This window comes from Citrobacter sp. CK202 (assembly GCF_030333225.1).
Classification (GTDB): Bacteria; Pseudomonadota; Gammaproteobacteria; order Enterobacterales; family Enterobacteriaceae; genus Citrobacter_B; species Citrobacter_B koseri.
In genome coordinates this window covers 182,106-195,545 of the sequence record NZ_JAOWGI010000020.1, presented here as the reverse complement: position 1 = coordinate 195,545, position 13,440 = coordinate 182,106, and the positions used below count along the sequence as shown (strand labels likewise).

At 56.0% G+C, this 13,440-nt stretch carries 11 protein-coding genes; 6 read left to right on the top strand and 5 right to left on the bottom strand.

The genetic code is table 11. From position 1 onward, the window contains the following. The first annotated feature begins 84 nt into the window (after window positions 1-84). Window positions 85-2,376, top strand: a complete 2,292-nt coding sequence (gene opgB / locus OGX84_RS04500) for a phosphatidylglycerol--membrane-oligosaccharide glycerophosphotransferase (RefSeq protein ID WP_058668532.1) — start codon at window positions 85-87, stop codon at window positions 2,374-2,376. A 65-nt stretch (window positions 2,377-2,441) separates the two neighbouring features. Next, window positions 2,442-2,957 (top strand): GNAT family N-acetyltransferase, encoded by a 516-nt coding sequence (locus tag OGX84_RS04495; RefSeq protein WP_112001228.1) that lies wholly within the window; start codon window positions 2,442-2,444, stop codon window positions 2,955-2,957. A gap of 337 nt (window positions 2,958-3,294) precedes the next feature. On the opposite strand, the gene tsr is transcribed toward OGX84_RS04495, so the two are convergent. Continuing rightward, complete coding sequence (gene tsr / locus OGX84_RS04490; RefSeq protein ID WP_012134223.1) at window positions 3,295-4,959, bottom strand: methyl-accepting chemotaxis protein; 1,665 nt, start codon at window positions 4,957-4,959, stop codon at window positions 3,295-3,297. A 366-nt stretch (window positions 4,960-5,325) separates the two neighbouring features. Between tsr and btsT the strand changes: the two genes are divergently transcribed. The 3 genes from btsT (at window position 5,326) to yjiA (ending at window position 8,779) form a co-directional block, all read left to right on the top strand. Further along, entirely contained in the window at window positions 5,326-7,476 is a 2,151-nt protein-coding gene (btsT, locus tag OGX84_RS04485; protein WP_104867810.1) for a pyruvate/proton symporter BtsT, read from the top strand. Between the two features lie 131 nt (window positions 7,477-7,607). Then, window positions 7,608-7,811, top strand: coding sequence for a YbdD/YjiX family protein (locus tag OGX84_RS04480; RefSeq protein ID WP_024130742.1), 204 nt, complete (start codon window positions 7,608-7,610; stop codon window positions 7,809-7,811). An 11-nt stretch (window positions 7,812-7,822) separates the two neighbouring features. Continuing rightward, entirely contained in the window at window positions 7,823-8,779 is a 957-nt protein-coding gene (gene yjiA, locus OGX84_RS04475; RefSeq protein ID WP_024130743.1) for a GTPase, read from the top strand. Between the two features lie 109 nt (window positions 8,780-8,888). Here the strand turns inward: yjiA and OGX84_RS04470 are convergent, their stop codons facing one another. From OGX84_RS04470 to OGX84_RS04455, 4 genes are all read right to left on the bottom strand, one after another. Beyond that, a complete protein-coding gene (locus OGX84_RS04470; protein ID WP_112001230.1) occupies window positions 8,889-9,953 on the bottom strand; it encodes a DUF2955 domain-containing protein in 1,065 nt (354 codons plus the stop codon). Further along, window positions 9,943-11,010: an HlyD family secretion protein gene (locus OGX84_RS04465; protein WP_012134228.1), complete on the bottom strand. Its 1,068-nt coding sequence runs from the start codon at window positions 11,008-11,010 to the stop codon at window positions 9,943-9,945. The genes OGX84_RS04470 and OGX84_RS04465 overlap by 11 nt, the downstream gene beginning before the upstream one ends. Window positions 11,011-11,022: 12 nt before the next feature. Continuing rightward, entirely contained in the window at window positions 11,023-11,481 is a 459-nt protein-coding gene (locus OGX84_RS04460) for a MarR family winged helix-turn-helix transcriptional regulator (RefSeq protein ID WP_012134229.1), read from the bottom strand. A 149-nt stretch (window positions 11,482-11,630) separates the two neighbouring features. Next, on the bottom strand, window positions 11,631-11,795 hold the full coding sequence (locus tag OGX84_RS04455; RefSeq protein ID WP_112001232.1) for a DUF1127 domain-containing protein: 165 nt from the start codon (window positions 11,793-11,795) through the stop codon (window positions 11,631-11,633). A gap of 177 nt (window positions 11,796-11,972) precedes the next feature. On the opposite strand from OGX84_RS04455, the gene OGX84_RS04450 reads away from it, so the two are divergent. After that, the gene (locus OGX84_RS04450) at window positions 11,973-13,385 is read left to right on the top strand and encodes an aminotransferase-like domain-containing protein (protein ID WP_047459146.1); all 1,413 of its coding nucleotides are present in this window, start codon (window positions 11,973-11,975) and stop codon (window positions 13,383-13,385) included. Window positions 13,386-13,440: the final 55 nt, after the last annotated feature.

The window sequence follows — 13,440 nt, the reverse complement described above, 5'->3', positions numbered from 1 at the left end:
AGCAATATGACATCGCCATTACATTGTATGTCCTGAAAAGAGATTACGCCGCCTGCCGAATGCAGATTTATTGAGGATCATCAGTTGTCTGAGTTACTTTCCATCGCCCTGTTTCTCGCGTCCGTGCTGATTTATGCGTGGAAAGCGGGTCGCAACACCTGGTGGTTTGCCGCCATTTTAGCGGTACTTGGGCTTTTTGTTGTCTTAAATATTACGCTCTATGCCAGTGATTACTTTACCGGTGACGGCATTAACGATGCGGTTCTCTACACGCTGACCAACAGCCTGACGGGTGCCGGCGTCAGCAAATATATTCTGCCCGGCGCCGGTATCGTACTTGCGCTGGCCGCCGTATTTGGCGCGTTAGGCTGGGTTCTGCGCAGGCGTCGCCACCATCCTCACCATTTTGGCTACAGCCTGCTGGCGCTCTTACTGGCGCTGGGATCGGTGGATGCCAGCCCGGCATTCCGCCAGATCTCCGAACTGGTCAAATCCCAGTCGCGCGATGGCGACCCGGACTTCCCGGCTTATTACAAAGAACCGTCGAAAACGATCCCGAATCCGCAGCTCAACCTGGTCTATATCTACGGTGAAAGCCTGGAGCGCACCTATTTTGATAACGATGCCTTCCCGGATCTCACGCCGGAACTCGGAGCGCTGAAAAACGAAGGGCTGGATTTCAGCCACACCATGCAATTGCCGGGCACAGATTACACCATCGCCGGAATGGTCGCCTCGCAGTGCGGCATCCCGCTGTTTGCGCCGTTTGAAGGCAACGCGTCGGCTTCCGTATCCAGCTTCTTCCCGCAGAATATCTGTCTGGGCGATATCCTGAAAAACTCCGGCTATCAGAACTATTTTGTGCAGGGCGCAAATCTGCGTTTCGCCGGAAAAGACGTGTTCCTCAAATCCCACGGTTTCGACCACCTGTATGGTGCGGAAGAGTTAAAAACCGTGGTGGCAGACCCGAGCTATCGTAACGACTGGGGTTTTTACGACGATACGGTGCTCGACGAGGCATGGAAAAAGTTTGAAGAACTCTCTCGCTCCGGCCAGCGTTTCTCGCTGTTTACGCTGACGGTGGATACTCACCACCCGGACGGGTTTATCTCACGCACCTGTAACCGCAAGCGTTACGACTTCGACGGTAAGCCGAACCAGTCCTTTAGCGCCGTCAGTTGCAGCCAGGAGAACATCGCCGAATTTATCAATAAAATCAAAGCGTCGCCGTGGTTTAAAAATACCGTCATCGTGGTTTCCTCCGACCATCTGGCGATGAACAACACCGCGTGGAAGTACCTGAACAAACAGGATCGCAACAACCTGTTCTTCGTGCTGCGCGGCGACCAGCCTCAGCAGGATACGCTGGCGGTGAAACGCAACACGATGGATAACGGCGCGACCGTGCTGGATATTCTGGGCGGGGATAACTTTATCGGCCTGGGGCGCAGCAGCCTCTCCGGTCAGTCGCTGTCGGAAGTCTTCCTGAACAGCAAAGAGAAGATCCTGGCGATGAAGCCGGACATTATTCGCCTGTGGAACTTCCCGAAAGAGATGAAGGATTTTACCGTCGATCGGGATAAAGACATGATCGCTTTCTCAGGGAGCCACTTCCGCCTGCCGCTGCTGTTGCGGGTGTCGGATAAGCGCGTCGAACCGCTGCCGGAAAGTGAATACTCCGCCCCGCTGCGTTTCCAGCTGGCTAATTTTGCCCCACGCGATAACTTCGTCTGGGTCGATCGCTGCTACAAAATGGCGCAGCTGTGGGCGCCGGAGCTGGCGCTCTCCACCGACTGGTGCGTTTCACAAGGGCAACTGGGCGGGCAACAAAGCGTCCAGCACGTCGATAAAGCACAGTGGAAAGGCAAAACGGCGTTTAAAGATACGGTTATCGATATGGAGCGTTACAAAGGCAACGTTGATACGTTGAAGATCGTCGATAACGATATTCGTTACAAAGCCGACAGTTTTATCTTTAACGTGGCTGGCGCGCCGGAAGAGGTGAAGCAGTTCAGCGGGATTTCACGACCGGAATCGTGGGGGCGCTGGTCTAATGCGCAACTGGGTGATGAAGTGAAGATTGAATACAACACGCCGTTACCGAAGAAATTCGATCTGGTGATCACCGCCAAAGCCTTTGGCGCGAATGCTAATCGCCCTATTCCTGTTCGCGTAGGCAAGGAAGAACAGACGCTGGTGTTAGAGAACGAAGTCACCACAACAACGCTGCATTTTGATAACCCGTCAAATGCCAGTACGCTGGTGATTGTGCCGCCCGACCCGGTATCGACCAATGAAGGCAATATTCTCGGCCACTCCCCGCGTAAGCTGGGTATCGGGATGGTTGAGATTAAAGTGGTGAATGCCGAAGGCTAAACTTAGTACAGGCTCGATAACACAACGTTTATCGGGCCTGCGCAATCCACGCTATACTCCCGCTCATGAAGATGACTTTTCGCCCTACCACGCTGGCTGATATCACCGTCATGCCCGCCATTGAACGCTCTGCGGGTCAACGCTTTCGGGACGTGCCTGCGCTGGCATGGATAGCCGACGGCCCTGTTATTTCAGTTGAACAACACCGGGAACACGCCGCAAAAGGATTGAGCTGGCTGGCGCTGGCCGATGAGCGTCCTGTCGGTTTTTTACTGGCCGAAGCGCTGGATTCATCGCTGTTTATCGCCGAGGTGTCTCTGCTGTGTGAATGGCAGGGAAAAGGCATTGGCCGTCAACTGATTGCGTTCGTCGCGGAGCAGGCGCGCAGCAGCGGTTTTGATGCGCTGACGCTTACCACCTTTCGGGACGTGGCGTGGAATGCGCCGCTCTATGCGCGAATGGGATTTGTGGTGCTGGATGATGAGCGCCTGTCGCCAGGGTTACGTCAAAAGCGAGAGGAAGAAACGGCGCACGGTCTGGCGTATGAATCACGCTGCGCCATGCGCCTGAGGCTGGTCTGAAGCGCCCGATGGCGGCTGTCGCCTTATCGGGCCTACAAGCACCGCATCCATACCGTATGCCGGATTCATCCGGCATCACAGCAGCTCCCTACCCGTAGGCCGGATAAGCGCCAGCGCCATCCGGCAACACAGCAGCCTCCTACCCGTAGGCCGGATAAGCGCCAGCGCCATCCGGCAACACAGCAGCCTCCTACCCGTAGGCCGGATAAGCGCCAGCGCCATCCGGCAACACAGCAGCCTCCTACCCGTAGGCCGGATAAGCGCCAGCGCCATCCGGCATCACAGCAGCTCCCTGCCCGTAGGCCGGATAAGCGCCAGCGCCATCCGGCATGACGGCTTAGAAGGTTTCCCAGTTATCGCCGCTATCCGCGACGGCTGCTTTACGCGGCAGTACAGACGCAGAAGCCGGTTTCACCGCTGCGGCATCACGCGCACGCTGCTGTTCCTGCTGAATGCGGAATACGGCAACGGCCTGCGTCAAGCGGCTGGCCTGCTCTTCCAGCGCGGCAGCGGCGGCGGCAGACTCTTCCACCAGCGAGGCGTTCTGCTGGGTAACGCGATCCATCTCCGCTACCGCCAGGCCAACCTGGTCGATACCACGGCTTTGCTCATCAGATGCCGAGGCGATTTCCCCCATGATATCGGTCACACGCGTCACCGCGTTCACGATTTCATCCATCGTTTCACCGGCGCTTTCGACCAGCGTTGAGCCAACATCCACACGGCTGACGGAGTCTTCAATCAGGCTCTTGATCTCACGCGCCGCCTGCGCACTGCGTTGCGCCAGGTTGCGAACTTCACCCGCTACCACGGCAAAACCACGACCCTGTTCGCCCGCACGCGCCGCTTCTACCGCCGCGTTCAGCGCCAGGATGTTGGTCTGGAAAGCAATACCGTCGATCACACTGATGATGTCAGCAATTTTCTGCGAACTGGAAGCAATATCACGCATCGTTTGCACGACGTTATCCACCACTTTACCGCCTTTCTGCGCGGTTTCAGACGCGCTCAATGCCAGATGGCTGGCCTGGCGCGCGTTCTCGGCGTTCTGTTTCACCGTGGCGGTCAGCTCTTCCATGCTGGCGGCGGTCTCTTCCAGAGAGGCGGCCTGCTGTTCAGTACGGGAAGAGAGATCGTTGTTGCCCATCGCGATTTCGCTGGCGCCGCTGTAAATCGCATTCGCGCCGTTACGCACATCACCGACGGTACGAACCAGCTCGCCCTGCATATGACGCAGGCTCTGCGCCAGTTGTCCCATTTCGTTAGAGCCTTCCACATCAATGCGTTTCACCAGATCGCCGTTCGCAATATGACGAATACTTTCGATCAGACGGTTCATCGGCGCGATCAGGGAGAGCTTAATGCCGAACCAGACGGCGACGATCACCAGCAGCACAACGATTAACACGCTCGCCAGTACCCACATCGCCTGGCTGTATGAACGGTTATTATCTTCTACCGCAATGTCATACAGACGATCGTTCTGCTGCATGTAGTTAACATACTGCTTCTCAAAACCGTCCTGATAACCCTGAGTGGGCTGATCGAAGAAGTCGTTGATCTTACCTGCGCCCAACAGCTGGATCAGCTCCGCCAGCGCATTATGGTAGATATCGTAGTTACGCTTGATCTCCACTGCCGCCGTTTCACTCTGGCGCGGATCGCGAGGCAACGCCTCGTACTCAGCCCAGTGTTTTTCCGCCAGTTTCAGAGAGGTCGTCGCAATTTGCATCAGATCGGTAACGGTCGCGCCGCTGCCAATATTGTTCTGATCCATCATGTAACGGATACCCGCCCGGTTCAGGGTGTTTCGCGTTTGCAGCAGCGCAACCCAGCTGGCGTTCAGCGTGGACTGTTGCTGACGAATGGTTTGCAGAACGGTGAAGTTCTCTTTGTCATTCTTCAATGAGTTAAAGAACAAACCGCCTGAGGTGAGTTGTAAAAGGCCAAATATTGCCAGGACCAGCAGCAAGCTGGTCACAATCTTGATTCGTTTTAACATGTTTTCTCTTTCCGCTAGACAGATACCAGAATTTTCGGCCTGGAAAGGGAAAACTTTACCGAATTCGTACTGGTTGGGACGATATCAGCACGAATGATTCTCCGTTCACGATCGACGAAAAAGAAATGCTGGATTTTAATTAGTGATCTCAATCACATAAATGACCGCATCCCTCCGTCGGAAAAACCACTCACTGACACTCCTGACCGCTTAAGCCCACATATAACCACTCACTTATTTACCTTACTTTACGCGCGCGTATCTCTGGCAGGATCACCTCAGCATAGCAGTCAATTTACCTCCTCAAACACAGACTCAAACCCAACGGCTTCGGCCAATTATTAATCTTAAAAACCAGGTTTTACTATGGATACGAAAAAGATATTCAAGCACATACCCTGGGTGATTCTTGGAATCATCGGTGCATTCTGCCTCTCGGTCGTCGCCTTACGCAGAGGTGAGCACGTCAGCGCCCTGTGGATCGTGGTCGCTTCCGTCTCTGTTTATCTGGTGGCTTATCGCTACTACAGCCTGTACATCGCCCAGAAGGTGATGAAACTCGACCCAACGCGTGCTACGCCTGCGGTCATTAATAACGACGGCCTGAACTACGTCCCGACAAACCGTTACGTACTGTTTGGTCACCACTTTGCCGCTATCGCTGGCGCCGGTCCGCTGGTCGGCCCGGTTCTGGCCGCGCAAATGGGCTACCTGCCGGGTACGCTGTGGCTGCTGGCGGGCGTAGTGCTGGCCGGTGCGGTACAGGACTTCATGGTGCTGTTTATCTCTTCCCGCCGTAACGGCGCGTCTCTCGGTGAGATGATCAAAGAAGAGATGGGCCCGGTGCCGGGCACCATCGCCCTGTTTGGCTGCTTCTTAATCATGATCATCATCCTCGCGGTACTGGCGCTGATCGTGGTAAAAGCGCTGGCCGAAAGCCCGTGGGGCGTCTTCACCGTTTGCTCAACCGTACCTATCGCGCTGTTTATGGGGATCTACATGCGCTTCCTGCGTCCGGGACGTGTGGGTGAAGTCTCCGTTATTGGCATCGTGCTGCTGGTTGCCTCTATTTACTTCGGCGGCGTGATTGCGCACGACCCGTACTGGGGCCCGGCGCTGACCTTTAAAGACACCACCATTACCTTCGCGCTGATCGGTTACGCGTTTATTTCCGCACTGCTGCCGGTATGGCTGATCCTCGCCCCGCGCGACTATCTGGCAACCTTCCTGAAAATCGGCGTTATCGTCGGTCTGGCGCTGGGGATTCTGATCCTCAACCCTGAGCTGAAAATGCCAGCGATGACCCAGTACATCGACGGTACAGGCCCGCTGTGGAAAGGCGCGCTGTTCCCGTTCCTGTTCATCACCATCGCCTGTGGCGCGGTATCTGGCTTCCACGCGCTGATCTCTTCCGGTACGACGCCGAAACTGCTGGCTTGTGAAACCGACGCGCGTTTCATCGGCTATGGCGCAATGCTGATGGAGTCCTTCGTGGCGATCATGGCGCTGGTTGCGGCGTCTATCATCGAACCGGGTCTCTACTTCGCGATGAACACCCCGCCAGCGGGCCTCGGTATCACCATGCCGAACCTGCACGAAATGGGTGGCGAGAACGCGCCGCTGATTATGGCGCAGCTGAAAGACGTCACCGCACACGCGGCGGCAACCGTCAGCTCCTGGGGCTTTGTAATTTCGCCTGAGCAGATCCTGCAAACCGCGAAAGACATCGGCGAACCGTCGGTACTGAACCGCGCAGGTGGCGCACCGACGCTGGCGGTCGGTATCGCTCACGTATTCCACAAAGTGTTGCCGATGGCTGATATGGGCTTCTGGTATCACTTCGGTATTCTGTTCGAAGCGCTGTTCATCCTGACCGCGCTGGATGCAGGCACCCGCTCCGGCCGCTTTATGTTGCAGGATCTGCTGGGTAACTTCGTCCCGTTCCTGAAGAAAACCGACTCTCTGGTTGCTGGCGTCATCGGTACTGCGGGTTGCGTCGGTCTGTGGGGCTACCTGCTGTATCAGGGCGTGGTTGATCCGCTGGGCGGCGTTAAGAGCCTGTGGCCGCTGTTCGGTATCTCCAACCAGATGCTGGCCGCCGTGGCGCTGGTTCTGGGCACCGTGGTACTGGTTAAAATGCAGCGCACCAAATACATCTGGGTTACCGTTATCCCGGCAGTATGGCTGCTGATCTGCACCACCTGGGCGCTGGGTCTGAAACTGTTCAGCACCAACCCGCAGATGGAAGGCTTCTTCTACATGGCTAACCAGTACAAAGAGAAGATTGCCAACGGCAGCGACCTGACCGCGCAGCAAATTGCCAATATGAACCACATCGTCGTGAACAACTACACCAACGCAGGCCTGAGTATTCTGTTCCTGGTGGTGGTGTACAGCATCATCTTCTATGGGTTCCGTACCTGGCAGAAAGCCCGCACCATCAACGGTCGTACCGATAAAGAGACGCCGTATGTACCGGTGCCGGAAGGCGGCGTGAAGACCTCTTCACACCATTAATCGGATGCCGGGTGGCGCTACGCTTACCCGGCCTACAAAATGCAGTTAACGTAGGCCGGATAAGGCGCAAGCCGCCATCCGGCAAAACCAACGCCCGGTTCGCTGGGCTTTATTCATATCTGGATGAGAAAATGTTTGGTAACTTAGGTCAGGCAAAAAAATATCTCGGCCAGGCGGCGAAGATGTTGATTGGCATTCCAGACTACGACAACTATGTCGAGCATATGCAAACTAACCATCCAGACAAGCCGTACATGAGCTATGAAGAATTCTTCCGCGAGCGCCAGCAGGCACGTTACGGCGGCGACGGAAAAGGCGGCATGCGCTGCTGTTAATGGAGGCACTGATGACCCCGATTGCAGTTACCCTACTCACCGGTTTTCTCGGCGCGGGTAAAACCACCCTGCTGCGCCATATTCTTAACGAAAAGCACGGCTACAAGATTGCCGTTATCGAAAACGAATTCGGCGAAGTTTCCGTTGACGATCAGCTGATTGGCGACCGCGCCACCCAGATCAAAACCCTGACTAACGGCTGCATTTGCTGCACCCGCTCCAGTGAACTGGAAGACGCGCTGTTAGACCTGCTCGACAACCTCGACCAGGGCAACATCCATTTCGACCGTCTGGTGATTGAGTGCACCGGCATGGCCGACCCCGGCCCGATTATTCAGACCTTTTTCTCTCATGACGTGATTTGCCAGCGCTACCTGCTGGACGGCGTGATTTCGCTGGTCGATGCGGTACACGCCGACGAGCAGATGAACCAGTTCACCATCGCCCAGTCGCAGGTCGGTTATGCCGACCGCATCCTGCTGACCAAAACCGACGTGGCGGGAGTTAGCGAAAAACTGCGTGAACGCTTAGCGCGCATCAACGCCCGCGCCCCGGTTTACACCGTCACGCACGGCGATATCGACCTCTCCCTGTTGTTCGACACCAACGGCTTTATGCTGGAGGAGAACGTGGTCAGCGCCACACCGCGCTTCCACTTTATCGCCGACAAACAAAACGATATCTCATCAATTGTGGTGGAGCTGGATTATCCGGTAGACATCAGCGACGTTTCCCGCGTCATGGAAAACCTGCTGCTGGAGTCCGCCGAGAAACTGTTGCGCTACAAAGGAATGCTATGGATTGAAGGCGAACCGAACCGCCTGCTGTTCCAGGGTGTCCAGCGCCTGTACAGCGCCGACTGGGACCGCCCGTGGGGCGACGAACAGCCGCACAGCACGCTGGTGTTTATCGGCATTCAACTGCCGGAAGACGAGATCAGAGCCGCGTTTGCGGGGCTGAAGAAGTAACCCTCATTCTGGATTGCCCGGTGGCGCTGCGCTTACCGGGCCTACAAATCAACTACGTAGGCCGGATAAGGCGCAGCCGCCATCCGGCACTCACTCCCCCTCCCCCCACTCACTCAGTAATCACAAACCGCGTCGCTGCAAAGCAGTTGAGGATGCGGTGGACCAGAAACACCATCGTCAGCGTCGCTACCAGCGCGACGGTGACTGAAGTGATGCGGTACAGATCGCTGAACACCAGATCGCTGTCCGGGTGCAGGTTCTGGCCGAACATAATGCCGATGGTGGTGATACTGGCAAAACCGACGCCCGCGCCAACCTTTTCCATCACATGCAGACGAGCGCTGAAGCCTAGCCCGAGACCGATCAGCGGCATCATCAGCAGCATATGGTTGCTGAAGTCATAAATAAGCAGTTGCACCAGCAGAATATACAGGCAGGCCAGCACCACGCCGACGACGCGCCAGATAGAGCTGATCACCGCGCCACGATAGTGCATCGGAAACAAAATCAAAATTCCCGCCATCAGCGCCGACAACGAATCGCTCAAATCGCAGATCTGGAAAATCACAAAGATCATCGTCGCCACGGTGCCGGAAAGCAGCGACTCATGGCGAATACGGGCATCATCCTTCTCAATACGCGGCGGCAGCTGACGCGGTTCGACATCCGGGATCAGATAGTGCAGCAGCGCGCTCAGGGCTACCGCCATCACGCAGGCCTCCATATTGGAGAACATCAGCGTGTGCCAGTTGGTGCCAGGGTAACTCATAAAGTTGAGCATCGTGCTCTGGCACACCACGCCCATCGAACCGAGCAAAAACAGCGGCCCCTTGCTCATAAAACGAAAGCGCATCACGTACAGGCCAAACACCACCAGCGTCATAATTACCGGCCACTGTGAGAGATAGCCGACAATCAACACCATTTCAACGCAGTTCACCGCCGCGCTGAATACAAACTGACGAGCCACATGGCGGTTAAACACCGGCACCAGCGACAACAGCATCAGCGGATAAACCACAAAAAACACGCCGTACTGCACGTTGTAAAAGGTCGAGATACTCAGCGCTATCGTCCCGGCAACGGAAATACGCACGGTCTGGCGAAAATCATTGGCGGTGTAGACAATATTCCCGTGCGGCGTAAAGACGTGGGCCAGGGTGTTAATAGACATAGTGAAGCCAGCTTACCAGGTGGATCTGCGCCCCTGCAAAGGTGCGGGCAAACATCCCCTCACTGTTATACAACTGCACCGTAGCACGAGCGCCGGTCGGCAGGGGTTTCTCCAGCGGGGTATCCAACGCAACGTGAATGCGCATACGCTGGGCATCGCGCACCCAGCGCGTTGACTGTTCCGGCTGCGACAGCTGTCCGTTAACCGCTTCCTGCCCGGCCAGAATCCCGGCGTCGCTGCTGGTCACATGCGCAGGAAACACTTTGCCCGGCATGGCGTCAAACACCACTGCGGCATCGGTATTTACGCGGGTGTGACGCAGGCTTTTCTCACGAAAATCGGCCACAATATCGGTCTGGTTACTGACCAGCGCCATCAAAGGCGTAGCGGCGGTGGCGTAAAGCCCAGGGTTGAGCTGGAGATTGCTCACCGTCCCGTCGGTTTCCGCCCGCACCTTCGTCCAGCCCAGGTTCAGTTGCGCCTCCTCCAGCGCATTGCGGTATTTTTGCAGCGTCACATTGCGACTGTCGTCGCGTTCACCGCGCTGGATCAGCAGGTTCTGGATACTGGCATTCAGCGCCGCCACCGACTGCTCGCTGGTCTGCCAGGTGGTGCGCACTTTATCCAGATCCGACTGCGAAACATTCTGCATCGCACTCAGCCGCTGATAGCGATCAAGCGTGAGCTTATCGTTGCGGGCGGTGTATTGCGCGGTGCGCAGGTTGGCGCGCGCAGAGGCGATCTGCGCATCCAGCTGTTGGTTGCTCAGCTTCGCCTGCTCAAAGGCAATCTGTGCGGCCTCAACTTTATTGATAAACGGCGTTGGGTCCAGTTCATACAACAGGTCGCCCTTTTTCACCTGGCTATTGTTGCGTACGTAGACGTGCGAGACATAGCCGGAGACGCGCGAGGAGACCGGCGTCACCACGCGCATCACGGTGGAATCCGGCGTCAGCGGGATCCAGATATCGGCAACAATAAACCAGGCGAATATCGCAAGGAAAGCGGCAATACTCACCCTTACCCAACGGGCAAATTTTTGTTCTGGGGTCATCATAGTTTTTTAGAGTTAATTATCTTCTTCGCGGATTAACCGCAGATTGCAGGCGATTTGATTTAATGTGGCGCTGAAGGCGGCAAGTTCCGCTTCCGGGATAGTGCGGGTGACGCGTTGCTGATAGGTCTCAATCACCCGGTTCAGTTCTTCCAGCCTTGAACGGCCTTGCGCTGTCAGCGTCAGCAGGCGAATGCGTTTGTCATATGGCGATGTTGAACGCACCAGATAGCCCTGTTTTTCCAGTTGCGTGAGGGTACGCATCAGCGGTGGCAGCTCAATGCCCTGCACCTCCGCCAGTTCGCTGACCGAGACGTTGTCTCCCAACTGATGCAGTTGCATCAGCACCGTCCAGCTTGACTGCGTCAGGCCGGTATCGGTGATGGCAGCATCAATAATTGCACGCCACTGGCGTACCACCATTGCCATGCGCATCCCCATCGGACGACGGGCAAACAGCTCATCTTCAGTCATCTCTCTTTCCCCTCTTAGCAGATGGGAAAATAATACTTATCATGATAAGTATCAAGAAACAGCTGATAAGGAAGCATCAATTGATAAATTACATGAATGTAAAAAAGGCCGGACTGAATACAGCCCAGCCTCTGTGGTGTTACGGGGGATCACTCAATCTGATCCCGTCGCAGCCCCACATCCTTTAACTGTTCATCGTTCATGCGTTGCAATACGCGCTGCGTCTGCGCCCGCAGTCGCCACCTTTTTATTGCCCGCCAGATCTGAACAAAACCAATAAACGGCTGTTTTGCGCGATTCTCGTGAAATTCCATACTCCACCTCCCCACCAGGTCAGAGGCTTTATCTTCCCGGATTTTCACCACCACAATACAGATTCAAAAAATACTTTTCTTTGCCATACAGATTGGCTAAAACGGTATCTGAACGCGATTTCGACCACCGTTCTGTACTGGTTTTTCCATCTGTATGGCAAGAGTGAGGAATACAGCATGACGCGTTACCAACATCTGGCTAATCTGCTGGCCGAGCGTATTGAGCAAGGGCTGTATCGCCACGGGGAAAAATTGCCCTCGGTGCGTAGCCTGAGTCAGGAGCATGGGGTGAGCATCAGTACCGTACAGCAGGCATATCAGACGCTGGAGACGTTGCAGCTCATCACTCCACAGCCGCGTTCCGGCTACTTTGTCGCCCCGCGCAAGGCGCAACCGCCGGTGCCGCTGATGTCACGCCCGGTACAGCGGCCGGTAGAGATCACCCAGTGGGATCAGGTGCTGGACATGTTGGAAGGGCACAACGACAAATCAATCATTCCTTTCAGCAGCGGCGTCCCCGATATCCATCAACCCAGCCTGAAGCCGCTCTGGCGCGAGCTAAGCCGCGTGGCGCAACATAACCTGGGGGCGGTGCTGGGCTACGATGAACTGGCCGGATACCGCGAACTGCGGGAACAGATCGCCCGCCTGATGCTTGACAGCGGTTCGGTCGTCAGCGCTGATGATATCGTTATCACCAACGGTAGCCAGAGCGGTTTGTCGCTGGCGCTGCTGACCGTCTGCCAGGCGGGTGATATTGTCGCCGTCGAATCCCCCGCCTATTACGGCACCATGCAGCTCCTGCGCGGCTTAGGAATAAAAGTCATTGAAATCCCGACCGACCCAGATACCGGTATCAGTATTGAAGCACTGGAACTGGCGCTGGATCAGTGGCCGATTAAAGGGGTTATCCTCGTACCAAACTGCAATAATCCCCTTGGGTTTATTATGCCGGACGCACGCAAACGGGCAGTGCTCAGCCTCGCGCAGCGCCACGATATTGTGATTTTTGAAGATGACGTGTATGGCGAGCTGGCGACGGATTACCCGCGCCCCCGCACCATCCACTCCTGGGATATCGATGGTCGGGTGCTATTGTGCAGTTCGTTTACCAAATCCGTCGCGCCGGGCCTGCGCGTGGGCTGGGTCGCTCCGGGTCGTTACCACGATCGGCTGCTGCATATGAAATACGCCGTCATCGGCACCAACGTTCCCGCCACGCAGCTGGCGGCGGCCACCTTCGTCCGCGAGGGCCACTATCACCGTCATGTCCGGCGAATGCGCCAGATCTACCAGCGCAACATGGAGATCTATACCTGCTGGGTACGCGAATATTTTCCCTGCGGGATCTGCGTCACCCGACCAAAAGGCGGCTTTATGCTATGGGTCGAGCTGCCGGAGCATATCGATATGGTCTGCGTCGCCAGACAGCTATGCCGCCTGAAAATCCAGGTCGCGCCGGGGTCACTGTTTTCCGCCTCCGGGAAGTATCGCAACTGCGTGCGCATCAACTGTGCGTTACCGCCGAACGAGAAACATCGTGAAGTGATGCAAAAACTTGGAGAGGCGGTGAAAGTGGCGATGGAATAAGCCCGCCCGGCAGAACGGCGTTTACCGGGCCTGTGATGCGCTGGCGAATATGTGT

What these genes read in the sequence shown, in the direction of transcription:
- OGX84_RS04455 (WP_112001232.1), bottom strand. Translation starts at nt 11,795, where the DNA reads ATGGAATTTCACGAGAATCGCGCAAAACAGCCGTTTATTGGTTTTGTT.
- OGX84_RS04470 (WP_112001230.1), bottom strand. Translation starts at nt 9,953, where the DNA reads ATGTCTATTAACACCCTGGCCCACGTCTTTACGCCGCACGGGAATATT.
- OGX84_RS04460 (WP_012134229.1), bottom strand. Translation starts at nt 11,481, where the DNA reads ATGACTGAAGATGAGCTGTTTGCCCGTCGTCCGATGGGGATGCGCATG.
- OGX84_RS04450 (WP_047459146.1), top strand. Translation starts at nt 11,973, where the DNA reads ATGACGCGTTACCAACATCTGGCTAATCTGCTGGCCGAGCGTATTGAG.
- yjiA (WP_024130743.1), top strand. Translation starts at nt 7,823, where the DNA reads ATGACCCCGATTGCAGTTACCCTACTCACCGGTTTTCTCGGCGCGGGT.
- tsr (WP_012134223.1), bottom strand. Translation starts at nt 4,959, where the DNA reads ATGTTAAAACGAATCAAGATTGTGACCAGCTTGCTGCTGGTCCTGGCA.
- btsT (WP_104867810.1), top strand. Translation starts at nt 5,326, where the DNA reads ATGGATACGAAAAAGATATTCAAGCACATACCCTGGGTGATTCTTGGA.
- OGX84_RS04465 (WP_012134228.1), bottom strand. Translation starts at nt 11,010, where the DNA reads ATGATGACCCCAGAACAAAAATTTGCCCGTTGGGTAAGGGTGAGTATT.
- OGX84_RS04495 (WP_112001228.1), top strand. Translation starts at nt 2,442, where the DNA reads ATGAAGATGACTTTTCGCCCTACCACGCTGGCTGATATCACCGTCATG.
- OGX84_RS04480 (WP_024130742.1), top strand. Translation starts at nt 7,608, where the DNA reads ATGTTTGGTAACTTAGGTCAGGCAAAAAAATATCTCGGCCAGGCGGCG.